20 protein-coding genes are annotated in these 22,038 nt (G+C 58.9%); 4 read left to right on the forward strand and 16 right to left on the reverse strand.

What is annotated here, in order from left to right:
* Nucleotides 1-4 precede the first annotated feature (4 nt).
* The 4 genes from ACR30Z_RS13800 to ACR30Z_RS13815 all read right to left on the reverse strand — a co-directional run bounded on the left by ACR30Z_RS13800 (nt 5) and on the right by ACR30Z_RS13815 (nt 6,928).
* Entirely contained in the window at nt 5-1,171 is a 1,167-nt protein-coding gene (locus ACR30Z_RS13800; RefSeq protein ID WP_208760011.1) for an ABC transporter ATP-binding protein, read from the reverse strand.
* Complete coding sequence (locus ACR30Z_RS13805; protein ID WP_434373080.1) at nt 1,168-2,766, reverse strand: ABC transporter permease; 1,599 nt, start codon at nt 2,764-2,766, stop codon at nt 1,168-1,170. The genes ACR30Z_RS13800 and ACR30Z_RS13805 overlap by 4 nt, the downstream gene beginning before the upstream one ends.
* Nucleotides 2,767-2,770: 4 nt before the next feature.
* The gene (locus ACR30Z_RS13810) at nt 2,771-3,829 is read right to left on the reverse strand and encodes an iron ABC transporter substrate-binding protein (protein ID WP_434373082.1); all 1,059 of its coding nucleotides are present in this window, start codon (nt 3,827-3,829) and stop codon (nt 2,771-2,773) included.
* A 1,371-nt stretch (nt 3,830-5,200) separates the two neighbouring features.
* Complete coding sequence (locus tag ACR30Z_RS13815; protein WP_434373083.1) at nt 5,201-6,928, reverse strand: hypothetical protein; 1,728 nt, start codon at nt 6,926-6,928, stop codon at nt 5,201-5,203.
* A 96-nt stretch (nt 6,929-7,024) separates the two neighbouring features.
* On the opposite strand from ACR30Z_RS13815, the gene ACR30Z_RS13820 reads away from it, so the two are divergent.
* Nucleotides 7,025-7,471 carry a recombinase family protein gene (locus ACR30Z_RS13820; RefSeq protein WP_434373084.1) on the forward strand — a complete coding sequence of 149 codons (447 nt, stop codon included), beginning with the start codon at nt 7,025-7,027 and terminating at the stop codon, nt 7,469-7,471.
* A 171-nt stretch (nt 7,472-7,642) separates the two neighbouring features.
* On the opposite strand, the gene ACR30Z_RS13825 is transcribed toward ACR30Z_RS13820, so the two are convergent.
* Entirely contained in the window at nt 7,643-8,176 is a 534-nt protein-coding gene (locus ACR30Z_RS13825) for a CHAP domain-containing protein (RefSeq protein WP_434373085.1), read from the reverse strand.
* A gap of 185 nt (nt 8,177-8,361) precedes the next feature.
* Between ACR30Z_RS13825 and ACR30Z_RS13830 the strand changes: the two genes are divergently transcribed.
* On the forward strand, nt 8,362-8,667 hold the full coding sequence (locus ACR30Z_RS13830; protein ID WP_434373086.1) for a hypothetical protein: 306 nt from the start codon (nt 8,362-8,364) through the stop codon (nt 8,665-8,667).
* 113 nt (nt 8,668-8,780) lie between these two features.
* Nucleotides 8,781-9,713, forward strand: a complete 933-nt coding sequence (locus ACR30Z_RS13835; protein WP_434373087.1) for a hypothetical protein — start codon at nt 8,781-8,783, stop codon at nt 9,711-9,713.
* A gap of 36 nt (nt 9,714-9,749) precedes the next feature.
* Here ACR30Z_RS13835 and ACR30Z_RS13840 read toward each other — a convergent pair whose 3' ends face one another.
* Nucleotides 9,750-10,394 carry a hypothetical protein gene (locus ACR30Z_RS13840; RefSeq protein ID WP_434373088.1) on the reverse strand — a complete coding sequence of 215 codons (645 nt, stop codon included), beginning with the start codon at nt 10,392-10,394 and terminating at the stop codon, nt 9,750-9,752.
* A gap of 98 nt (nt 10,395-10,492) precedes the next feature.
* On the reverse strand, nt 10,493-11,026 hold the full coding sequence (locus tag ACR30Z_RS13845) for a hypothetical protein (protein WP_434373090.1): 534 nt from the start codon (nt 11,024-11,026) through the stop codon (nt 10,493-10,495).
* Nucleotides 11,027-11,563: 537 nt separating this feature from the next.
* Between ACR30Z_RS13845 and ACR30Z_RS13850 the strand changes: the two genes are divergently transcribed.
* A complete protein-coding gene (locus ACR30Z_RS13850) occupies nt 11,564-12,343 on the forward strand; it encodes a metallophosphoesterase (protein WP_434373091.1) in 780 nt (259 codons plus the stop codon).
* A gap of 638 nt (nt 12,344-12,981) precedes the next feature.
* On the opposite strand, the gene ACR30Z_RS13855 is transcribed toward ACR30Z_RS13850, so the two are convergent.
* From ACR30Z_RS13855 to ACR30Z_RS13895, 9 genes are all read right to left on the reverse strand, one after another.
* Complete coding sequence (locus ACR30Z_RS13855; RefSeq protein ID WP_434373092.1) at nt 12,982-13,881, reverse strand: hypothetical protein; 900 nt, start codon at nt 13,879-13,881, stop codon at nt 12,982-12,984.
* Nucleotides 13,882-14,209: 328 nt separating this feature from the next.
* Entirely contained in the window at nt 14,210-15,163 is a 954-nt protein-coding gene (locus tag ACR30Z_RS13860; protein WP_434373094.1) for a hypothetical protein, read from the reverse strand.
* A gap of 234 nt (nt 15,164-15,397) precedes the next feature.
* Complete coding sequence (locus tag ACR30Z_RS13865) at nt 15,398-17,836, reverse strand: VWA domain-containing protein (RefSeq protein ID WP_434373095.1); 2,439 nt, start codon at nt 17,834-17,836, stop codon at nt 15,398-15,400.
* A 29-nt stretch (nt 17,837-17,865) separates the two neighbouring features.
* Nucleotides 17,866-18,957 (reverse strand): PASTA domain-containing protein, encoded by a 1,092-nt coding sequence (locus ACR30Z_RS13870; RefSeq protein ID WP_434373096.1) that lies wholly within the window; start codon nt 18,955-18,957, stop codon nt 17,866-17,868.
* Between the two features lie 169 nt (nt 18,958-19,126).
* A complete protein-coding gene (locus tag ACR30Z_RS13875; protein WP_434373097.1) occupies nt 19,127-19,357 on the reverse strand; it encodes a hypothetical protein in 231 nt (76 codons plus the stop codon).
* 47 nt (nt 19,358-19,404) lie between these two features.
* A complete protein-coding gene (locus ACR30Z_RS13880) occupies nt 19,405-19,734 on the reverse strand; it encodes a hypothetical protein (RefSeq protein WP_434373098.1) in 330 nt (109 codons plus the stop codon).
* Nucleotides 19,735-19,766: 32 nt separating this feature from the next.
* On the reverse strand, nt 19,767-19,940 hold the full coding sequence (locus ACR30Z_RS13885) for a hypothetical protein (protein WP_434373099.1): 174 nt from the start codon (nt 19,938-19,940) through the stop codon (nt 19,767-19,769).
* 20 nt (nt 19,941-19,960) lie between these two features.
* Nucleotides 19,961-20,818: a hypothetical protein gene (locus ACR30Z_RS13890; protein ID WP_434373100.1), complete on the reverse strand. Its 858-nt coding sequence runs from the start codon at nt 20,816-20,818 to the stop codon at nt 19,961-19,963.
* A gap of 233 nt (nt 20,819-21,051) precedes the next feature.
* Nucleotides 21,052-22,020, reverse strand: coding sequence for a hypothetical protein (locus tag ACR30Z_RS13895; RefSeq protein ID WP_434373102.1), 969 nt, complete (start codon nt 22,018-22,020; stop codon nt 21,052-21,054).
* Nucleotides 22,021-22,038: the final 18 nt, after the last annotated feature.

Raw genomic sequence — 22,038 nt, forward strand, 5'->3', positions numbered from 1 at the left:
CTGGCTACTCCCCTACAGGGAAAGCCACTCCTTCACCCACCACACGGAGGCAAAGTTCCGTGCCCGGCCTGGTGATCGACGCGTTCCAGTGCCGGATGGTGATGATCTCGCCACCGCCCGGGTAGCGATGGCTTTGGCCCTGCCCCGCCCCGTCTTCTGCGGTGTACGCGCCCAGCTTGATACGCACGGTCGTTTCGGGGCCGAAGTAGTCGGTATCGACCACCACGCCACGGATCGGTCCGTCCGGGGCAATCCGGATTTGTTCCGGGCGCAGCATGAGCTGAACCTTCCCCTGGGCCGGTGGTCGCCGGACGGCGATGCCGCCAAGGGAACACGTCGCGAGGGAGCCCTCCATCCAGGCATCGAGAATGACTGCTTCGCCCAGGAATTCTGCCGTGGCCCGGTCTGCCGGACGGGTGTACACCACGAAGGGGTTGCCGATCTGCGCCAGACGCCCGCCACGCATGATGGCCACTTGGTCGGCGAAGGACAAGGCCTCGGCCTGATCGTGGGTGACCAGGATGGTGGTCACCCCTGCGGCGTTGAGAACTTTCGCCACGGCACGGCGAGTGGCTACCCGCAGGCCAGCGTCGAGTGCCGAGAAGGGCTCATCCAGGAGCATCAGTTCAGGTTCGCGGGCCAACGCACGGGCCAAGGCGACGCGTTGCTGCTGACCGCCGGAGAGCTGATGCGGACGTCGCTTTGCCATGGCGGGGTCCAAGGAGACCATGTCCAACAGTTCTTCCACACGGGCCCGCACAGCCCGGCGGCCGCCGTCGAGCTTGCCGGCATCCAAACCGAAGGCGACGTTCTGTCCAACGGTCAAGTGCGGGAACAGTGCACCGTCCTGGGCAACGTACCCGACGTGGCGTTTATGCGCCGGGACCTTGACTCCTTCTCCCGCCACGGGAAGGCCGTTCAAGCTGATGGAACCGGTGTTCGGATGTTCGAAGCCCGCGATGAGCCGAAGCAACGTGGTTTTACCGGAGCCGGACGGGCCAACGATGGCGGTGGTCCCGCCGCGGGCGACCGAGAGGTTCACTCCTTTAAGGACAGCCTGGGAACCGAAATTCTTGGTGACCTCGGAAATGTCCAGGTGTGAGTTCGTGGTCGGGGCCACGGAGGGTGCCACCCGGGGCGACGGAAGTCGGGAAGGGGCTTGTTCTGTCACTGTCCGGCTACTTTCTTGGACTGTTGGAAAAGCAGGTACGTCATGGGAGCCGAGAGCAGGATCATCAGCAAGGCATAGGGAGCTGCCCCGGTGTAGTCGATCTCGCTGCTTTTGCTCCAGAATTCCGTGGCCAGGGTCCGTGTGCCGTTGGGCGCCAGGAGCAGCGTGGCTGTCAGTTCATTGACAATGGCCAGGAACACCAGGGCCGCTCCCCCGGCAGCGGCCGGGGTCGTGAGCCGCAGCGTCACCTTGAAGAACGACACCAAGGGGGCCTTGCCCAGGGATTGCGCAGCTTCGTCGAGTTCCTGGGGAGCCTGGGCGAGGCCGGAGCGCAGGTTGACCAACGCCCGGGGAAGGAACAGCAACACGTAGGCCGCAACGAGGACTCCTGCCGTCTGGTAGACACCTGGCACCACCCGGATGCTGACGGTCACAAAGGCCAGGCCAACGACGATTCCCGGAAGGGAACTGGTGACGTAGTTGGAGAGTTCGAGCAGCTTGCTGAACCAGCTGGGGTGCCGGACAGCCAGATAAGCCATGGGGAAGGCAACCACAGTGGTCACAGCCGCTCCAACAGCCCCGTACAGGAGGGTCTGAAGAAGTGCCGGAAGGAATTCCTCCGCCTCCCAGACCTCGGCGCCTCCTGCCATCACCCACTTCAGGACAAACCAGAGCGGCAAACCGAATGCCAGCGCAGTGAGCGCCAAGAGGCTCAGTTGGGCCGGCAGCTGGTAACCACCCAGCGGCAGCTGCGTGGTCTTGCCTTGGGCACCCGATCCGATGCGTGCATAGCGCGCTGTACCGCGGCTCTTCACTTCAGCGAGGAGCAGGAAAAGGCAGAGGACCACGAGAACGCTGGCCAGCATGTTGCCGGCGGCACCGTTGAACGTCGACTGGAACTGGACCATGATCGCCGTCGTAAAGGTGTCGAAGCGGATCATGGCGAAGGCGCCGTACTCGGCCAGGAGGTGCAGTCCAACGAGCAGGGCCCCGCCCGTCATGGCAATGCGGAGCTGGGGCACGACCACCCGGAGGAACACTGCCCACGGACCCAGCCCAAGGGAGGCGGCGGATTGCTCGATGGCCGGGTCCAGGCGGCCAAGCGTGGCCGCTGCCGGTATGTAAACCAGCGGGAAGTAGGAAAGCGTGGCTATCAGCACCCCGGACCAGAGTCCTTCAAGCGACGGCACGGCCGAAACCCAGGCGTAGCTGTTGACGAATGCAGGGATAGCCAACGGGGCAGCCAATGCAACGGCCCACCAGCGGCGCCCCCGGAGCGTTGTCCGCTCCACCAGCCACGCACCACCGACCCCCAGCAGCAAGCACAGCGGGATGGTGATGACGGTCAGCAGGATCGTGTTGAGCAGCAGCTCACCCACGCGCGGGCGGACGATGAGCTCGACGGCGGTGTCCCAGCCGGTCGCGACGGTCATGTAGACGACGTAGCCCAGCGGAAGAAGCGAAAACAGGGCTATCAACACCGCCAGGATGGACACGGTGGAAACGCCGAAAGGCGGGCGAGGGCGTTTGCCCTTGCCCGCCGTCGTCGTGCTTTCCGTTCCTTGTGGTCGGGAAGCCGGGAGGTCGGTGATCACAGAACTAGAGGAGCCCTGCCTTGGTCATCAGCTCGGTGACCTTGGCGGAGTTCAGCTTGGCCGGGTCCACTGTGGGGGCCTGCAGGTCCTTGATCGGGACGAGCTTGGCGTTGGCATCCACCTGAGAGGCGATGGCGTACTCGAAGGACGTGCCGTTCTTCAGGACTTCCTGGCCCTGCTTGCCGGTGATGAACTTCAGGAATGCCTGGGCAGCGACCGCGTTCTTGGCGGACTTGAGGACGCCGCCGCCGGAGACGGAGAGGAAAGCTCCCGGGTCCTGGTTCTTGAAGAAGTACGGGGTGACGTTCTTTGAGTTTTCGCCGGTCTTGGCTTGGTCGCCGTAGTAGTAATAGTGGTAGATCAACGCGGCGTCGACTTCACCGGCATTGACTGCCTTCATGGCGGTGCTGTTGCCTTTGTAGGCCTTGAAGTTTTCCTTCATGCCCTTGAGCCATTCTTCGGTTGCCGCTTCGCCCTTGAGTTCAAGCAGAGCGGCAACAATTGCCTGGAAGTCGGCACCGGAAGGCGAAGCTGCCCACTTGCCCTTCCACTCCGGCTTGGCCAGGTCCAGCATCGACTTGGGCAGCTGGTCGTCACTGATCTTGTTCTTGTCATACACCAGGACGGTTGAGCGGGCAGCGATGCCGGTCCACTTGCCGGTGGACGGACGGAATTCAGCGGGAACCTGGTCAAGGGTTGCCTTGTCCACGTCGGCGAAAAGCCCTGCGTTCTCTACCTGCGCCATTGCTGGAGAGTTCTCAGTCAGGAAGACGTCAGCCGGGGAAGCCTGGCCTTCCTGGACGATCTGGTTGGACAATTCCGTGTCCGAGCCCTGTCGGATGGTGACCTTAACGCCGGTCTCCTTGGTGAAGGCATCCACCCATTCCTTGGTCAGGGTGTCGTGCTGGGCGTTGTACACCGTGATTTCACCGGAGACTGCGCCTCCGGAGGCGGAACCTGACGCCACGGGGGCACTGCCGGCATTGGAGCCGCAGGCGCTGAGGCCAAGTACTGCGGTTGCCGCAAGGGCGACTCCGGCCAGCGCTTTCTTGGGGATGTTCATGGGGGGGGGTTCTTTCTGCGAACAAAAACTCTTAGGGGACCTTCGTCCGTGCAGGCCTGAGTGTTGGGAAGGCGTGCTTCTGTAAGAGTAGGTATGCCTTGCCTACCTGCAAAGCAGGATGGGTCAAAAGTGATCAGCATCACCATAATTACGCAAGTCTTACTTGACCTAATATGTCGAATGCTTGGCGGTCACCGGGCCGCTCGGAGCATAAAAAACTCGGGACCAGCCGCTTCCGCAGCTGATCCCGAGCAGGTTTCCGATCTCTCAGACGTATGTGAGGCATAGCCCTACTTGGAAGGACTTCCATCAACGGATCAGCGGAATCGCGCGGGGCCCTTGTCTGTGAACTGGGTCATCGTGGCCAGTCTAAATTGGAAGTTTGTTGCCCCGATCCTCTAGTTTGCCGAATCAGTGAACGTACAGTTCCGATGCCAGAGACCTGATGCCCCATGCTGTACAGATCTTGGTAATCCCATCAGTGGCACGTACGCAAAAGCGTGTACCTGTGCCGCTAATGCGCAAAAGGCCCAGGCTTACTCCTGGTCTTTGCCCTTGCGCCTCATCGGTCCAAGGAAGCCAGCAAGCCAATCGACGTCAGGATAGCGCCGTCCGAGCTGTGTGCTGAAGGAGGCTCCCGTGTGTGAGGCCTCAGCCAGTGGGCCCGGGCTCGGCTGTCGTCCCTTTTTGAGGGCACGCCATTTGCCAGATCTCGGCATCCACTCTTCTGCCAAAAACTCATGCTCTCGACTACCAGGGGCCGGGACCTTGAGGCGATAGCCGTGCGTCGTAAATCCCTTCTTGAACATCCGAGGAGTCTCCCAAACCACGCCACAGTAAACGTCCTCCCAGCTGCCCTCGCGCGTGCGTTTGAGTTCAAACTCGATGCCAGGGTGCTCCGGTCCCCACACTCGAACCTGAGGGGTTAGAACTTCGAACTCCCCTTCACCCCACACAGCGCCGGTCGCCCCGTAGCGGAGACCGGGACCGATAGAGAGAATCGTAGAAACGAAGTACGACCGGACCTTGCGTACGGATAAGCCGTTCGTGGTCTCGTCTGTGATCTCTTCGGAACGCTCAACGTGTAGGAATTCGAGCCCAGCGATTGAGGTGGAGTGGCGTTGGAGAGCAAAAGTGCGCCAAGCGTACGCCAAACTTGCCATCGCAACTAAGAGAGCGACCAAGGCAATAGACAGGTTTGCGATCTCGGGTGGCGACATGAATCCAAATTATCTTAGGCGCGCCACCGTCTTGGGGCGAAGTCTTGAATGGCGGCAACTAGGCGATACCCGTAACGTAAGGAGACGTCATGAAACGGCGGAATACTGGGAATGTAACCGCGCGCAGTCAACCAGCCCTAGTCCTGGCCCCTCACTCGTTCGTTTCCGCCGGAGCCGACTCACCGCCATAGACGTCTGCTATCTCTCGGATGAGTGAGGCAAAGTCGGCGTTATCTTGGCTGCCTGAGGCGAATTCGTCTATACACTCTTCCGCCAGACCTAGGACTTGCTGGGCAGGAAACCACTCCGGCCGTGTCCGGTACGTCCGACCTATCGACTGCAAATCATGGGGCGGTAAAGGATCGCTCCTTTCCATCCACGAGCCACATGAGAGGACTACGGTAGGCATGATGCCAGGGTTCGATTCCAACGCCGCAGACAGTATATGTCTGACCTCATGGGGCGAAGCCAGCGAAGAGAGAAAGCCAAAGATTCGGTTTGCATGGAGTTCGTTACCTTTCCAAGAATCAGCTTTAGCCCAATCCTCACCATGAACAAGTTCAACAATCGCCGCTCCGGCCGCGGTCGCGACGTCAGACTTCTCGGTATCTTTGAATTCCCGATAGGTCTCTGCCAGCAGAGATACTGCCGCGCAGACAGGCTTACGCAACTGGTCGTTGGCAATCAGGCCCGTCAGCTCATCGGTATCAGCATTCCTTGCAACAGCCACGGCAAGTCTGGAGGCTGCAGTGATTCCGAACGGCGCGAAAGTAGAGGTTTCGGGAAGTTGGGCAGCGAGTGCTGTCGAACTCGCGAGTTCCTCACGGAGTTCCGGATCGTATGGCTTGTGTTTCACCCTGTTGAAAGGCCGAGCACGCTCAAGTAGTGACTTGTGCTCGTCAACTCGCACCTGCACAGCGTCCTCCGCCTGCGGCTGGGGCTCAGGCGTGACCATTGGGACAGGAATCATTTCACCACGAGTGGCCTTGACAAGCGCATCTTGGGCTGTTTGAAGGCCGTTTAGGGATTCGGCAAGCTGCTCATCGTCGTCGAAGGGCGGTGCGGCTGGCCACCTCCGTGATGCGACTTCGACTAGGTCAATCGCCCTTGAGATCCAATCGCAGTAGGCCGCGACAGAACTATGGCTCACTCGAACGGCCGCCAGCTCCGTCTTCGCGGCTTGCACAACCCCTGAGACCTCGCCACCGGCCTCCCCGAGCGCATCTATCAGCAAGGAACGATACTCCTCTGTTTCTGCCCGAGGCGGCTCGGCATAGACCAGCTCACCTTCGTCGTCCCAGGCATACAAAGAATTGCGAACCTGGTCCCTTGCAGCTTTCCATGCTCGCGCCACTTTTGCGGGCCTACTTCTAGCGTCGAGTGACACCAGCCGGAGCTGTTCGATGCAACGCACAAGTCTCAGTAGTGAGTCTGAGCGGACATCTTCCGACTCAACTGACAGCCGTTGGGCTTCTTCCACTTCTTGATCTGAGAGGCTTCCATACGGTTGGTAGTTGAGTTGCTGACACTCACTGAGCTGGGCCGCCTTCCACCCACGAAGCATGTCTGCCGTAAACCACTGGGGATTGGCATCCACCAGGGTGTGGTCTTCCAAACAAAGGAGTATCAAGTTTTCGAATGCTCGATTCGCCTCAGGATCCATAACGATAAATCTGGGGCCTCCGGAGCTTTTTCCGTGGATGTGTGACACCGCGCTATTGAGGATACGAAAGCCTGTTTCATTGTCCTGGAGAAAAAGCGGTTTGCCACACTCAGGGCGACCGCAACGAAAGGCTGTCCCATACAACTCCCTTACGGTTTTATCCTTCACGTCCGGATAGGAAATCTTTTTGGCAGCCGCGGCATTCTTCTCAGTCACGAGTTAAAGGCTAGTGCGCCACGCTCCGATGGCCCACGACGACACGACAAGCCCGGCTGAGACAGCATTGTCGGTACCTCCACCTAGGCTGTTTTCATGACCCTTCGCTCCGCCCTGTACGCCCGCATCTCCAAGGACTTGGAACACAGTGGGCATGGCGTCGACAGACAGTTGAAAGACTGCCGTGAGTACGCCCAGAAGCATGGCTATGAGGTCGTAGAAGAACTCCAAGACAACGACATTTCGGCGAGCGGGCTCAAGAAGCGTCCGTCGTATCTCAAGCTCAGGCAGCTCATGCAAGATTGCGCCGTTGATGTGGTCGTCGTCTACTCGCTGGACCGCCTCCACCGCAACATGACTAAACTCCAGGAGTACATAACCCTTTCCTTGTCTACGAACGTGCTGATTGCTTCGGTGGCGGATGGTGGCGAGGCAGATCTCGCTTCCGCCTCGGGCCGGCTGAGAGCCAACATCGTGGGAGCAGTGGCGGCCCACGAGCGCGAAAAATCCCAAGAGAGAATCAAGCGAAGCAATTGGACCTAGCCAAAAGTGGAGCGTGGCGGGGCAGCGAGTCTACGGACAGCTGAAAGACGCCACAGTTGTTGAGGCCGAGGCAGTGATCATCAAAGAATTCTGCCAACGTATCCTGGATGGCGAAGGATCCATGAAATTGCCCACGACCTCAATGACCGCGGGGTCCCTGCGCTTAAGGGGTCACAATGGCGCGCCAGCACGATCATCGGCATCGCCCGGTCTGCGCGACTTCGACAATGTGAGCGCAGTAGCTGCGTTGGGGTTCTGGCCGAAGGCGTTCAGGGTGTCGTTGCCGTTGTCGCGAATGAAGATGGCCACATGTCCGTAGCCTCCGCCCTGGTAGGACCCGTACCGGCCTGACCAAGTGACCACGTCACCGGGTTGGGCAGGCTGACTGGCTGGGATTTTCTCGTACCCGGCCCATTCCTGAGGCCACAGGTCTTTAGCCCCAGGCGAGCTGTACGGCCTGCCGAGGACAGCATCGTAGTGGTAACTACTAAAAATGGCCATGCATTCGGCTGTGGTGTAGCCGGGCAGGATCGTGCAAGTGCCCTCGTACTTGGCCAGGAACATGGAAAGGGACATACCCGGGTGCGCTGCAGGTGCCGGCGGCGATGCTGTCTTGGTGACCTTCGGACGGTCAAAAGCCAAGACGACAAGCGAGGCCGTGATGGTGGGTTGTGCTGTTGAGGGCTGGGGAGTCTCCGAGCCCACGCTGTTCACCTGGGTGGGCCACAGGGCAGCACTGGCCCACCCTCTACAGGGGTAGGCCGGGCCAGTTTCCTCGTTTCGGAGATTTCACATTGGTGGCGATACCACTACAAATACGTAATCCGGCAGCACAAACACAGGGTCCCTACGTCGCCGAAGCCGGGTGCGTGATCTGGGAGGATAGCTGCATGCTCGAAGTACTGGATGACATGACTGGCTCATTTCGAATGCGCACCAAGACGGGTAGCAACTACCTCATCTGCCTGGAAAAGCCTCGTCACATCGTCCGTTTCGTCGGGGAGCTCGAACCAACACCAGATTATGCAAAGGTCAGCGTGTCCGAGCTGAGGAAAGATGCCGAATCCATACCGCTCCTCAAAATCATCAAGCTAGAGGTGGGTCAGCGCGGGATGATGCTCTTGGACGTTGTCGGAGGCGGACTCGTAGTCACTAGCCGCGACACGTCCGAAATCGTCGAGATCTCCCCTCTTTAGGTTCAACCGCAATATTGACCGGCAGCATCCAACCGGACAAAGCCACGCAGCCAAACGAACTGAGGAAGTAGTTGGACTCTGATGCCTCAAGGCAACAACAAGACTGGGAGCTAGTGGCTGCACGGCTTCCATACGGCGTGTTCTCCGAAATCCGCGTGCTGGGCGGCCGCTTGCCAATGAACATGGGGACGCACCTAGGAGAATTACTTCTCCCCGGCGAACCCAACCGGTCCAGCAGTGATGTGTACCGCCGGTCGCGCCTATCTCCGCCGCCGGGCCCTCCCCTTTGGGACGAAACTTCGCCATACGGAAGCTCCGAACAACAATGGGGAAAGTGGAATGGTGCTGGAAACTGCACCATCCAATCCCTCGTATTGCACGTTGATCACACTTACATGGATGACGGGCGTCCGACTTACCCAATTGGATTTCCCAAGCTTGCGAGAGCTTGGATCTCGCGGCTGGCGGACTGGCTTGCGGTCCTAGCAGATGGAACGACCGACATAGTTAGCCCTGAAGGTCTGACTTGGCAAAACACCGACATCCAGCATGAAGCTCTGATGGAATCATCGATTGAGTGGTTGGAGCCGAAGTACGCTTTGACCCTCGAACAATGGCGGTTTGCCTTGGACAGGACAAGCGCCGGTGACTCAGCACCCTTCCCGCTAGCTCTGATTGCGGCAGCTCAGCGCAGCGCAGCTGAAGGGGACCTCAGACGAGCGGTGTTTGACGCCGCAAGTGCCGCCGAGACAGCTCTAAGTGACGCTCTGGAGCGGGCAGTCGTTGGTTCCCATACGTCGTCGGACTTCTACCAGTGGGCAATGCATAGGAAGACGTTTGGACCCTTGGTCGATGTGAGCACGAAGATCGGTCTTCAACTTCCGAAAAACACGAAAGAACGCCTGCTTGCGGTCCGAAACAATGTCGCTCACCCAGCGAACCTGCCGACCGAGGAAAAAATGATGGATGCGGTTGAGGTGGCCGCTGACATCGTCCGTGAGCATTACCTGTTCGAACCTTCCCTAAAAGCCGCAATGTGTCAGTGACACTAGAGGGCAGAGGGTATAGGGCTGCGTACGTAGTTAGGCTGCTGGCTGCAGCGTCAGCTCGCCGGTCCACGCCCGGTGCCAGTTCTTGCCAGATGAGTCCCGAAACGTCAACCTAACAGCTAGACCGGTTGTATCTGGACTTCCATCCCACAACTTGAAGTCGTCGTGGGTGTCGAGTACTACGTATTTCGTAGTTCCCTTTTCTGAGAACCTCCTGCCGTGCGCGTCGTCATAAGAAAAGACGAGACTCTCTTCTGAGAAATTCATTCTCAGCTCTCGCCCGCGCCCGTCATCAACGGATGCCGGCCCCAATGCCATCTGACTCCAAGACTCCACGTTTGCAGAAGGCGTGTTAGTTTCCGTGCTTGTCTTAGCTTCAAGCGTGCAAACTACGTCATAGACGGGACCACCATTCCCGTTCCTTACAAAAACGCTCACAGTGCTGCGCTTAATCTCTAGCCAAGCTGACACATTTCGGGCCTCGCGTTCTTGCTCCGACACGACGGCCGCCTCCAGCTGGCCTTGGGCAGCCATCCACGTGCGCCGCGCATATATTGCAGCTGCGACGGCGCCCGCCACTAGCAGAAATGTCGCGACGACAAGCCAGAAAGTCCATCTTGCCGTTTCCCAGCCTGCGTCCGCAGCACGTTGCGCTTGTTCGTCAGCGTCGATGAGCAAGGCAATGTGAAGTCCTTGAGGAATCATGATCTCAACTAGACCATAGATTTCACTGCGTCTTCACTCACTGGGAATCGCATACATCGCTCAAAGCGGGCTCATAGCACCAAGAAAATGTTCCCTACCGGGCTATCCATATTTACGGTTTCACTAAGTACGATTGTCGCGGTGACGACCACCAGAGCATCACTGCTGCCAATAGGCGGCACATGCCATGTTCGACTATCTACGCCAATGCGCTGTACAAGGCTGTCATCGTCCATCAAACAATAGGTCGCACCGCCGTCGTCCGGCGCACGGAAGCCCTGGAGTTGGTTGGAATTGGCCGGACGAGTGAGGCCGTCGATCAAGGTCTTCAGCCGATTATCAGTATCCCCCACTGGCCGTCGGCCACGCGGGGCGAGCATGAGGATGTCAAGTTCTACAGCTGTATGAAAGTTTGAATGCGCCGGGGAAATAAACTCGTACTCGCCCATAGATGTCGTCACGTGCTGTCGACTATTGCCACCCAGAAGCCGTTCCACTTGGGCCGAGATTTGCGGATGGAAGGCTCTTCGCAGGTCAGCCTTGATCGGTGATACACCGCGCTGTTTGGCAGGTAGCGGGCCTTGGTAGGTCAGGGTTAGCTTCACGTTGCCTGTTTACCACGCAACAGTTACCCGATTGGGTTGCGTAGCGAGATTGAGTGCGTGTCACTCACCTATGCAGGACGGATAGGGAATGCAGCGTCGGGAGTCGCGACCCCGCTGATGCAGACTGCTTCCGGCGCCCTACCGGGGGGGTACACGCTTTTGGTGTCGTGTCACATCATGGGCGTTGCAATCATGACGTGTACCGCAATTGACCTGCCTTACGGGACTGCCTGAAGGTGCTCAGATCTTGAAACGGCACTGGACATGGCGATCCTCTAAGAAGAGAGTCACGGGAACAACCGTGTCCGCGACTACAGGTCGACTCTTCTCACCCGTGTCAAGGCTCTTCAGTCACGCGATGAGTTCGCGTTTCTGCGGGCTGATCCTGGTCAGGACCTCATTCGGGAAACCCGTGACAGCTTCTCAACGGAACGTTTAGGCCGTCGTGGAACCCGGCGGATTCACCGACACCGGACTGCCTACTCATCAGAGCAGGCAGCGGAGGCTCAACACGTCGGTTCTCCGTATGCTTGACGGATGCATGATCATGACAACAGGCCCATTGCAATATTTGGCGATTGGCATGGCAACTCAGGCTGGGCGCTGACGTCCGTACGGTCAGCTGCTCGTGCTGGAGTGCGTACTGCGCTCCATGTAGGTGATTTCGGGTTGGATTGGCCAGGGGCCAAACGCGGACGATACGAATCCAAACTCAATAAGTACCTCGCAGATCTCGGCATCATGCTGGTCGTGTCGGGAGGCAATCACGACAATTGGGACACACTGGGGAAGATGGTAGTTGAGGCCGACGGTTTGGCTACGCTGCGATCTAATATCCGAGTGCTCCCTAGAGGTGGACGCACCGTGGTGGAAGGTTTGGTCGTCGGGGGCTTGGGAGGTGCCTTTAGCGTGGATTTCCGCCACAGAACCGAGGGAAAGGACTGGTGGCCGGATGAAGAACCTACATTGGAGGAAGCTGAGCGACTCGTTGCGGGCGGCCCCGTTGACCTACTCATTACCCATGACGCGCCCGCAGGTGTCCCGCTCGTCAGCGACTTCAAACTTTCCTCTGAACTGGCGGAACGCGCCGGCCGCACCAGGATGTTGCTGAGACAAGTCGTCGATACCCTAGGGGTTCCGCACGTTTTTTGCGGGCACTGGCATCAGCGCCGGATTTACGAACTGGCGCGACCTGATGGGGGCGTCACCCGAGTCGATGTGCTCGATATGGAGAATTCGCGGCTGGGGAATGGGGTGCTTGTCTGGCCATGCGAACCGCCGTTTCGCATCGAACCGCTCGAAATCCGCGGAAACTAGCTTGGACATGGACCTGGCAGGCGACATAACTGCCCTGGACGGTTACCGCCTTGTTGCTGAATCCAGTCCCGCACCCACTGCGAATGTACCCGAGGCGCGTACGGATGTCTGTAATTCAGCCTGAGAATACCGTCGTTAGTCCCGAGACTGGACATCGATTTCCGAATACCGGCCCGCAAATTGTGGACGAGCCCAAGATGCGAATGCACCCTGTTAGAAACAGCTGGCTCAGGCTGACCGCCAATTGTAAAAAATCGTCGGCACGGGAAACGTCAGGGGGCTCGGTACAGCGACCATCGCGTCCACGGAAAGCCGGGCAAGCGGACGAGCCGGCGAGCAAGAAGTTGTAGCCTGCGATCTGGGAACGAGAGCTGCATAGTGTCATAGGTTTTGGATAAGCATGCGCATCATGAACGATGAGCATGCTTATCGGGGAGATGAGCATGCACAACCGGAAGTTGGGTGGCGGTTGGAGCCGTTTACGGCGACCATCAACCTGATGCTTATCGATGAATGGGCCGGGCTTCAGAAACAGTGGCGTGGAATGTGGCAACGTGCCCTAGAGTGCTGCATCAGAATCAGACGAACACGCCGTGATGAAGCATCGACACTTGATCACGCGTAGTTGAGTAGTCGGTCTACTTCCTGGTCAGGACCGCACGGATGTCTCTGGCCGTGGAGCCAGCGAATACGGCGGAGATGGTGCCGTTGTCAAGGGTCAGAGCAATGCCGACGTTGTCCGCGCAAGGGCCCGATACCAGCTTTTCTTTTAGAGAGACCGAGGAACCGCTGGCGCGAATTTCTCGCCAGGACGTCTTGCAGTTAAGTTCGGGGTAGTCGACTTCCGCGGCCAGGAAACCGTCTGTTTCCCTAAGGGTGGCTACGACACTGTATTTGGACGAGTCTCCAGTGACTGTGCCTGTCCATGTCCCTGCGATGCTTGTTCGCAGACCTTCAGCGACGGCGCCGTTGGGGGGTGAGGACGTCAGATTGGCGCTCGGGGCGGGAGCCGAAATACTGCTGGGAGTGCTGGAGGGCCTCGTGCTGGGTGTCGGAGATTGCTTGGATGGTGCCGAAGATGCGCCTGGCTTGGGTGTAGCGGTCGCTACGGATGGGCTGGCAGAAGGAGATCGTGGCGAACGATCGAGCGGAAATTCCTCCTCAGGCAGGTTTTCCTTGTCGTATCTCTGGTGGACGAGTTTGCCCCCGGTTTCGTTGGGAATATCAAAGACGATCTTGCCTGAACCGGTCTGCTGTTCGTAGATGTACATGCTCAAGAACCCCTTAGAGAGGCAGTTGTATGCCGGAGTCGTCGCGATCTTCTCAGGAGGGAGCTCTTTTCCAGACGGCGATACGTAGCTGAAGCTGTTGGCATTCAGCATTTCGATTCCCTTGTCCATCCATTTGTTATCGTAAACTTTCATCTCGACCTGGACGGCGTAGAACCTGCCATTCTCGGGTTTCGCAAGACCACCGACGGCTCCGCCGAATTTATCGAATGCAAGGCCGGTGCAGGCGACGTCTCCGACGTCAGTCATGACGTACTCGGCCGTCGGGTCGAATTCCGAAAAGGGTTCACCCAGGCTTGAGGGCTGCCGCTGTGGATCCATGCTGGGGCGCTGTATCACGATGGTTTTGCCCCAACTGCCCGCAACGGACTCGCTGGCGTCAGAAGAGCCGGCGAATCCGGACCCACCGTTGCACCCGCACAGTACGAGGGTGGACAGGAGCACGAGCAGTAACGCAGTTCTTTTCATCGGGAGCTTTCTTTCTCAGTTGTGTCATCGAGGGCGTAAGGCAAAGTCGACCTGGTCCCTTCCGAGTCCATCACCGGCAAGTCGCTGTTCTCGCCAACAGGGTGCCCGTTCAGCATGTCTTCCGGATTCGCTGGTGAGTCTCGTCGACTTCAGCGGTGATTCCGTTTGACTCGGCTGTTATGAGGCACCATTTCCAGAGCTGGGTTCCCAGCAGATTCGTGAACGTGGTTTCACCCTCGATGTGACGTTTCACTGCCCCGCCGAAGACACCTAATGAAGCCCAGCTATCAACAGGCAACTCCGCCATGATGGCCTTGAAAGACCTCTCAACACCATGCAAAACCCTGTCATGATCACCGCTGACGGGGCCCAGATGCTCGGCGACATGGCCATGGATTAACTGGTGGAAGGACTCCGGCTTCGTAGTGGCCGGGCTCATCTCCTGGGGTGGACCAACAAGCACGGTAGCCTCAGTTGACGGCTCCCCCGCCGCGGACAGCATCAGTTCGGCGAGCAGTTCGTGCAGTTCTGCTATCTGGCCATGGATGGCGGCCATCTGCTGCAACAACCGTAAATCGTGTCCGGGCTGTTGGTCCGGCTTCACAGTTCCGTTGAACACCGCAGGCAGTGTGCACCTGAACAGCTGAGCCAAGGCGGCGGCAAGCCCCCTGAGGAGCGCCGGTTCGGAGACCAGCAACGGCTCGGGGCTGGTAACGCTGCCGATGGCATGGCACATTGCGTCGAGTGATGAAAACAACTTCCCAAAGCGGAGCCGCTCCTTTTTGGTCTCCTCATCAATCTGTGGGCAGAAGACGCATTGCATGACACGCAGGTCGTGCGCCTTCTGTGTTGGAAAGAAGGGGGCGACTATATGGTCTCGAAGTGCCCAGCGGACGGTGTCTTGCTGGCGGGACACCTGTTCAATCGGGTTGCGTTCCTCGGAACCATCGTCCAGCAGCCACGGTGCACCTGTGTCCCGGGCCTCCGCGACATGGTCCGGGTAGCGCTTCCACTCGCTGACAAGTATCGTGCCCAGTCTTGTGTTGTAGAACAGCCAGTCCACCTCGGCTATTGGTTTGCCTGGGGCTTCGACCCTGCAATTGCTGAATGCCCAGATTTCATCGCCCAGGAGTTCGTTGAGTTTTGCTACCTCTGCTGTCCTAGGCGAGTGGGCCGACTTACTGGCTGACGCGAAATGCAACAATGAACTCTCCTCGGATCGTTCGGAATACGGGCAGGAACGACCCCGATGACGAGTCGGGGCGTTCAAGTGAATGGCTGGCAGCGGCGGTAGCCATCAGCTGGTCGGCGGGGTGTCGGGTACCCCGTGCTTCTTGTTGGCCGAATCCCTTGCGAGAATCCGCAGACCGACAATCAGCAGGACGATGGCCAGGAGTCCAACACCCCAAAAGAGCAGCGGAAATGGCTGTTCAAGGGATATGGGCACAGTTGCAACGACCGGTTCTCCTTCACCATTGGTGCCCAGCACATTAACGGTGTGGTCGCCTGGTGGAAGATCGGTCGCCTGCAGGTCCACGGTGAGGGTGCCGTTGCCGTTTTCGTCCAGTTGGACACTGCCCAGAACGAGGGGCTTCGACTTCACGAAGATCGTGGTTCCTGTCAGCGGGTCGCCTCCTGTGACGTGGATGACGGTGCGACCGTAGGAATCCTTCGACGTTGGAAGAATAGCCGATTGATTCGGCTGGTTGAGGTCAACATAGATGTTGGATTCGGTGGGCCACCATTGCACCGTTGCCTTCTTCCACACTGCGTTCTCCCCTACCGAAGTGACAGCGGGCTTCAGATCACCTCCCTGCACGCCGGCCCATGTGTTGATCGCTGCCGCCATGGCCTGGTGACCCTGCGTGTTTGGGTGAACATTCTCGGAGGAGTCCCGGTCCTTGAGCGTAACGGGCACGAACCAAGGGTCCGAGGAGCACAGATTATGGCCCGGCGGAATTGCCCGCTGGGTCCTGGCCACATAGGCCGGAACCTTTTCCCGTTTGGCTGCCGCCACACCCAGCTCCAATGCCGTGTTCAACCTACTTTGCGTCAATGCGAAATCTGAGAACGCCGCAGACAGAATCAGGGTCTGGAATGGATGGTCGCCGGTACATTTGAGGGGCTGGCCCTTGTCGCGGGCCAGGAGCTCCGGGTACTGCAGAACAATAATGGGCGGCGTCTCAGCCCCTCGTTCCTCAAATACGCCAGCAGTACGAACTAAGGTCTTCCTGACTTGGTCCGGGACCGAGTCAATCAATTGTCTCGTCGCGGTGTAAAGAGCGCCAGAGTTTGGACTGGCAGGACAATATGCGAGGGGGTTCTCCCTCAGCGCCTTGTCGATGAGAGCGCTCTCGGCGCACGACATGGCAATCTGGCTGAATCCGATGTCGTTGCCGCTGATGCTGAGAAAGACAGCGTCTGGCCTGTATCCCGTATCGAGCATCTTGGCGAGCTGGACAAGTTGGTTCTGTTCACCGTGCTGACCCGTGCCATAAACGTTAAACGTTGTTGCCCCGGAACAGGCCAGGATGCGGACCCTCTCCGGGCTGAACAGCCAATTGGCGTACTGGTTCTTCGTCCGGTGGCACTGTTCCTTCTGGTCTCCAACCAGGAAGTAGGGGCGGTCAGGTGTTCCGGCACCCTCACCGGAGGAGTAGGAATCGCCGAGAACCACGATGTTCTTGAAATCTTGGAGGGTACCGCTGAGATTGGCTCCGGTCGTGTAGTCGTGGTCGAAGAAAATATCGAAATCCTGGGCCACAGCTGTTCGACCGTTCGACTTCAAGACAACTTGATATGTGGACTTGTTCAGGAGGGGGTTGGTGGGTGGTCTGATTACCCACTTGGTCGGTATCGAGGTGCCGGAGCCCAGATTTCCAAGGGACATCACGGGTCGTTGCACTGTCGAACCGGACTTTGAATCTTTATCCGTGATCTCCAGCTGAACGCCAGATGCACTGTGACCTGCCGCGACCGAGACGGTGACGCCCACGGAGAACGATTCTTCAAACATGGGGATGTTTCCGGAAGGGGCTGCGATCTCCAAAGACAATCCGTTGCCGAGTTGGTTTTGAATGACCTGCTTGATCTCGTCTGAGTTTTGCGCCGAAGCATATCGACCACCCGAAGCCTGGGCAACGCATTCAAGTTCGCTTTGACCGGAGGTGGATATGTCGAATCCAACGGTGTTGACGATGACATTGATGTTCTCGGACTTCAGTTTCTTGGCGGTCTCGCATGGCTTGTCGCCGCAGTTGGACTCTCCGTCGGAGACAAGAACAATCGTGACTTCTGTGAGGCCTTCACTGCGCAGGTATGCGGCAGCATCGAGCATGGCCTGGCTGGTCGGTGTTCCCCCGTCGGGTTTTGGCAACGTGGCCAACGCTGAACCCATGCCAGCGACCGAGGAGTTACTGACGGGAAGCTGAAGTTTGGCAGAGGGGCAGCTTCCTGAGGACCGGGTCGTTGATGACGGGTATGTCATCAGCCCGATGCGGGCGTCCAGAGGAACATGCTTGATCTGTTCGAGAATGGCCCCCTTCGCCGCGGCGATCTTGGCCACGCTTTTGTTGTCGCGATCTTCCATGGAGCCGGAAGTGTCCAGGAGGATCAGGACATCTGTGCCGGTGGGACGGTACGGCTTTTCTGCAGCCGGTGCCGTGGGCGCGGGCGGGGACGGTGTGGTTGCCGCTGCAGGCAGCGCCATCATGAGGCACAGCACGGCTGCAGTCACAGCAGATGTGAACCCTCGCGGGCGGGGCTTCATGGTTTCAGGTCCAAGGCTGCGATGGCGTCTGCGGATCCAAGGAGGGTCGCATTGCCAAGAACGATTGAATTGGAGCTTGAGGTTCCCGGTGATGTCGCTGTTACCTCGATTTCGAGGCGGAGAACATTCGTGACGTCGGCGTCTAGTTTTTCTCCGTCGCCGTACGCGAGTTCTTTGTCCAGGATGACGTTACCGTCGGCGGTGATCTTGACTTTTGCGCGGCTGTTTTTTTCGGCTCGGTCCTCGAATCCGACGGTTGCCTGGATCCTGTTCAAGGTTCGGCCTAGAATCCAGAATGTCGTCGCCGCTTCACGGCGCGCGCTGCAGCTAACGCCGCTGGTGAGGGGTGTTCCGTTGACGCTGCCGCTGCTGATGGTTCCGCAACTTCCGCTGGCTTTGAAGGATGCAAGCGGGATGCTGTCGGGGGCTCCGGCGACGACGAGGGTGGGTGCGGCAGTCAAGGCGGCTCCGGAGCCAGGTACGGAGCTGATGATCGTCCCAGTAGCGGTTTTCGGATCGTAGACACGGTTGACCAGTGGTTGGGCTCCCATGGAGGACAGGGCTCGAGATCCCTCGTCCAAGGTTTTGCCGGCGAGGTCAGGCATGAGCGCAGGCGCAGGAAGTGAGAGCGTGATGTCTTTAGGGTTGGTGGTTCCAGCAACCGGATTCTGGGCCGCGATGGTTCCTGTCATCAGAACCGAAGGCACGTTGCTGATCTTGACGGATGCCGGGTCGTAACCGGCGTCGGCGATGACTTGACGCGCGTCGGCTTCGGTAAGTCCGCGCACGTCCGGCATGGGCAGTTTTTCTTCGTTTTCGGCTGGCGTCTGCTGGGCATCACCTTCAGCTGTCGTGACCGAGGAGTCCTCTACGAGTGCCCCCCGAGCGATCCATCCAACGATGAGTCCTGCGGCGAGCGAGGCGACGCAGAGCATGGCGATGGCCGAACTGAGGCGCAGCCATCGTGGGGCTGGCTTTCTGGGTTGCTGCCCCCGGCCCGATCCGAGGCTGCGGCGCCCGAAGATGCGGAGTCCCGCCTTTCTCTCCGCCGGCTGTGCGGCGTCAATTTCTTCCTCATTGAGTTTCAATGTGCCCCCTTCGGTTGACCTCTGTGCGGAGTACAACAGATGTCTGAACTGCCTTGTACCCGGATGCGAGGTCGGGTGGTGTGAGCAGACTATGTGTCACGAAATGTCTTGTCGTTGAATATTCGGATTATGACGCGAATTTCAGGTCCTCAGAGAAGGGTCTACGACTTTAGAAGATGAAGAACCCGAATCGGCCTCCCCTGTAGAGGTATATTGCGTAGGCGATCAGGAGTGGACCTGCCCAGAAGCCGTTCTGGTGCCCCGGTACCTTACTGGTGAAGGCAAGGACCAGAGTCGCGACTCCAATAAGGAGCCAGAACGTCCCAAGTGCGTACCGCGGTCGTGGTTTGCGGTTGGGAATGGCGTCGTTGATGGCCTTGGTGAGGTCTTGATCAGACACGATGTTCTCTTTTCTGACGGATTTTTGGGTCTTTGGGCGGGTTCCGTTCACCACTTTTTGGAGGACCAGTTAACTGCCTTCTCCAAGGTGGCTGAACCGTTTGATCTTGCTTTGTCGTTGCCCTTGAAGCTGTACACTCCGCAGTATTTGCTCAATGCCTCGGACAGGCCCAGCATGTTGTCGAGATTGCGGGTTTCCAGGTTGTGGGCTTCCAAGAGTGCTTTCTCGGTCTTCTGTCGTTCGCTGTAGCTCAGCGCGGCGTATTCGTCGCAGGTGGTGGCACCGGGATCGGAGCAACCGACCAGCGACGTTGAGGCGATGGCGAGCAGTGCCGCTAGGGCCGCTCGTCGCTTCAGTGGAGAGTTCGGAATGCGCATGGGGTCCTCTCTGATGTCGTTGCCTGAGCTGGTTAGGGTTTCTTGGCCGGGAGCTTCCGGCCGACCAGGATACACACGACGCCGATGGCGATGATTGCGACGATGAACGGCATTTCTCGTGGGTAATATCCGATGATTGAAGCTTTGACGATGCCTGCTCCAACCAGGATCATGCCAATGGCGGATACAATTTTCTGGGCGTTCATGGGGTGCCTCTCGAAGCGAACTATTGGCTGGCGGGTGGATTGAAGAACGTGATGGCTGCCGATGGAGGCCCCATGGGCGCGTATTGCGCACCGGACCCGGCCGGCAGGCTGGTGGGAAGGGTGTACTTGGCCATCGATCCTTTTTCTACCGGGGGCACCGGGCCGGTGGCTTGGAGAGCATCGAAGGCGAGTGCTTCGGCGGCGGTGAAGGCAAGGCTGTCGGCCCGCCGGTACGCCACGGTCCTTTGTACGATTTCCTGGGCAAGTGCTCCACTGTTGGCAGAGCGGTCCAAAGTCAGTTCGAGATACATGGTTGCCCCCTCGGATTGATAGATAAGCCTCAGGATTTCCGAGTCGAAGAAGCCTTCCTTGCGGTGATAGAGGACCTTGCTGAGCCACGGGAACCGCAGATGCCCTGCCAACGCTTTGCCGCGTCTCCGGTTGGCGGCGATGATCTTACTGCCGGAATTGAGCAACAAAGCGCCCGCTCCTCCAACCCAGCCGCCGCCTTTGTCGTATTCGCGGCAGACCATGGCAATGCGGGCTTGGCTGACATAGCAGTCGATCCGGACGTCGCTTATTACCGCGAGCTGGCGGAATTCGTTGCGGGTCGGGTCAAGTATTTGGACATCCGCCCCGGTGGCATGGATGGGGCCGATGATGTGCCCGTCCAGTCCGTCCCAGATAACGTTCAGATCTTCGCTGAGGCTTGGGTAGGCGAAGCTGGGAGTTTCCGCCGGTTCGGTGATGGTCAGCGGGTTATAGAACATGGCCTGACTCCAGTCGGTGGTTGACAACGGAAAGGGACGAACGTGTCGGCGGTGGTCTGACTGAACGGCGGTCACGGGAGCATCGGTGGGCTGTGGTGAAGTACCCACGCCGAGAGCCACGTGACATCCCGGAATTGATGCCGGAACGACCATGATGCCTCCCTTGCAGATGCGCACAGAACGACGGTGCCGCCTGCAAGATCCGGGCCCCTCAATGCCTTGGCCCGGATCTGGTTTGGATGTTATCCACTCAGCAGCGCCCATGGTCGAGGAATTGGGTGTCCCGCAGAAACTGTCCCCTGAAGTGGGTACGAAAGAGACTCCCGCGCTCAGGTGAAGATCTAGTCCGCTCTCAGATCGGCGAACTCAACGAGCGTGGGTTCCTCCTGCGCGTCGGAGGTGGTCGCGAGGATGGTGACGGCTGTGGCAGCGCCTTCCGGTCTGGCGCGTGCGGTGACCGTGCCTCCGCGTGCCTGGTTGAGCACGCTGACGACCTTCTCGGAGACTGCGGCCATCATGCGTGGCGTTAGGTCCTGACGGCGGTCATCAAGCAATTGGACCGTTACTCCTCGTTCCCTGGCCCGGCGGGCGGCTTCGACGACTTCATCAGTGGCAAGGAGCCGACCGCGGATTTCATCCCGGAACTGGGCCTCTATCAGACGTAGCTCCTGCCGTTCCGTCGATGTCAGCTCGTGGCCCGCGTTGGCAATCTTGGCCAGGGAAGGCAGTGCAAGGCTTTTGACATGAGCAAGCCATTCAGTTTGGGAGACGTTGAAAGCACGTTCGGCGGCATACCAGTCCGCAGCAGCCCGGGCGTCATCTGCATAATCAGAGACCTGGCGGTCGTTGCTGTTCAGGAGCCGGCCAATCAAGGTGGCGATCGTAAGCCATCCGACAGTGGCCACATTCATCAGAAGGCCGCTGACGAGACCCAGCGTGGTTCCGGAAGCCCACCAAGTCACCAGGCCCACGGACAGAACCGCGCCGAGCCATGACACTGCTACCCGGCCTCTAAGGTTGACGACGACCAAGAGGGTATACGTTGCTGCCAGGTGCCAGGAAGCGTAGCCGGGCCACTCATCGGTGGGTAGAGCGCTGTTCACAAGCACGGTCATGACAACGACAGCGGACAGGACGGCAGCGGTGCGGCCTAGAGGCAACTTGCCGGGACTGGGAACGAGGACCACGACGGTGGCTGCCAAATATATCGCCATTGCCATCACTGACGGCCAGGCGGGCGAGACCATGTCCAGTGATAGCGCCCCAAGGATCACATGGAGGAGGGCAAATACGGAACAGAGCAAGGTCATTGCCCTCAGCGAAATCGC

The organism is Paenarthrobacter sp. FR1, from assembly GCF_051106045.1.
GTDB classification, from domain to species: domain Bacteria; phylum Actinomycetota; class Actinomycetes; order Actinomycetales; family Micrococcaceae; genus Arthrobacter; species Arthrobacter nitroguajacolicus_A.

Bases quoted from the DNA above. Each gene is read 5' to 3' on its own strand.
- ACR30Z_RS13810 (WP_434373082.1), bottom strand. From the start codon at position 3,829: ATGAACATCCCCAAGAAAGCGCTGGCCGGAGTCGCCCTTGCGGCAACC.
- ACR30Z_RS13820 (WP_434373084.1), top strand. From the start codon at position 7,025: ATGACCCTTCGCTCCGCCCTGTACGCCCGCATCTCCAAGGACTTGGAA.
- ACR30Z_RS13830 (WP_434373086.1), top strand. From the start codon at position 8,362: ATGCTCGAAGTACTGGATGACATGACTGGCTCATTTCGAATGCGCACC.
- ACR30Z_RS13850 (WP_434373091.1), top strand. From the start codon at position 11,564: ATGCATGATCATGACAACAGGCCCATTGCAATATTTGGCGATTGGCAT.
- ACR30Z_RS13855 (WP_434373092.1), bottom strand. From the start codon at position 13,881: ATGACTGACGTCGGAGACGTCGCCTGCACCGGCCTTGCATTCGATAAA.
- ACR30Z_RS13880 (WP_434373098.1), bottom strand. From the start codon at position 19,734: ATGCGCATTCCGAACTCTCCACTGAAGCGACGAGCGGCCCTAGCGGCA.
- ACR30Z_RS13885 (WP_434373099.1), bottom strand. From the start codon at position 19,940: ATGAACGCCCAGAAAATTGTATCCGCCATTGGCATGATCCTGGTTGGA.
- ACR30Z_RS13895 (WP_434373102.1), bottom strand. From the start codon at position 22,020: ATGACCTTGCTCTGTTCCGTATTTGCCCTCCTCCATGTGATCCTTGGG.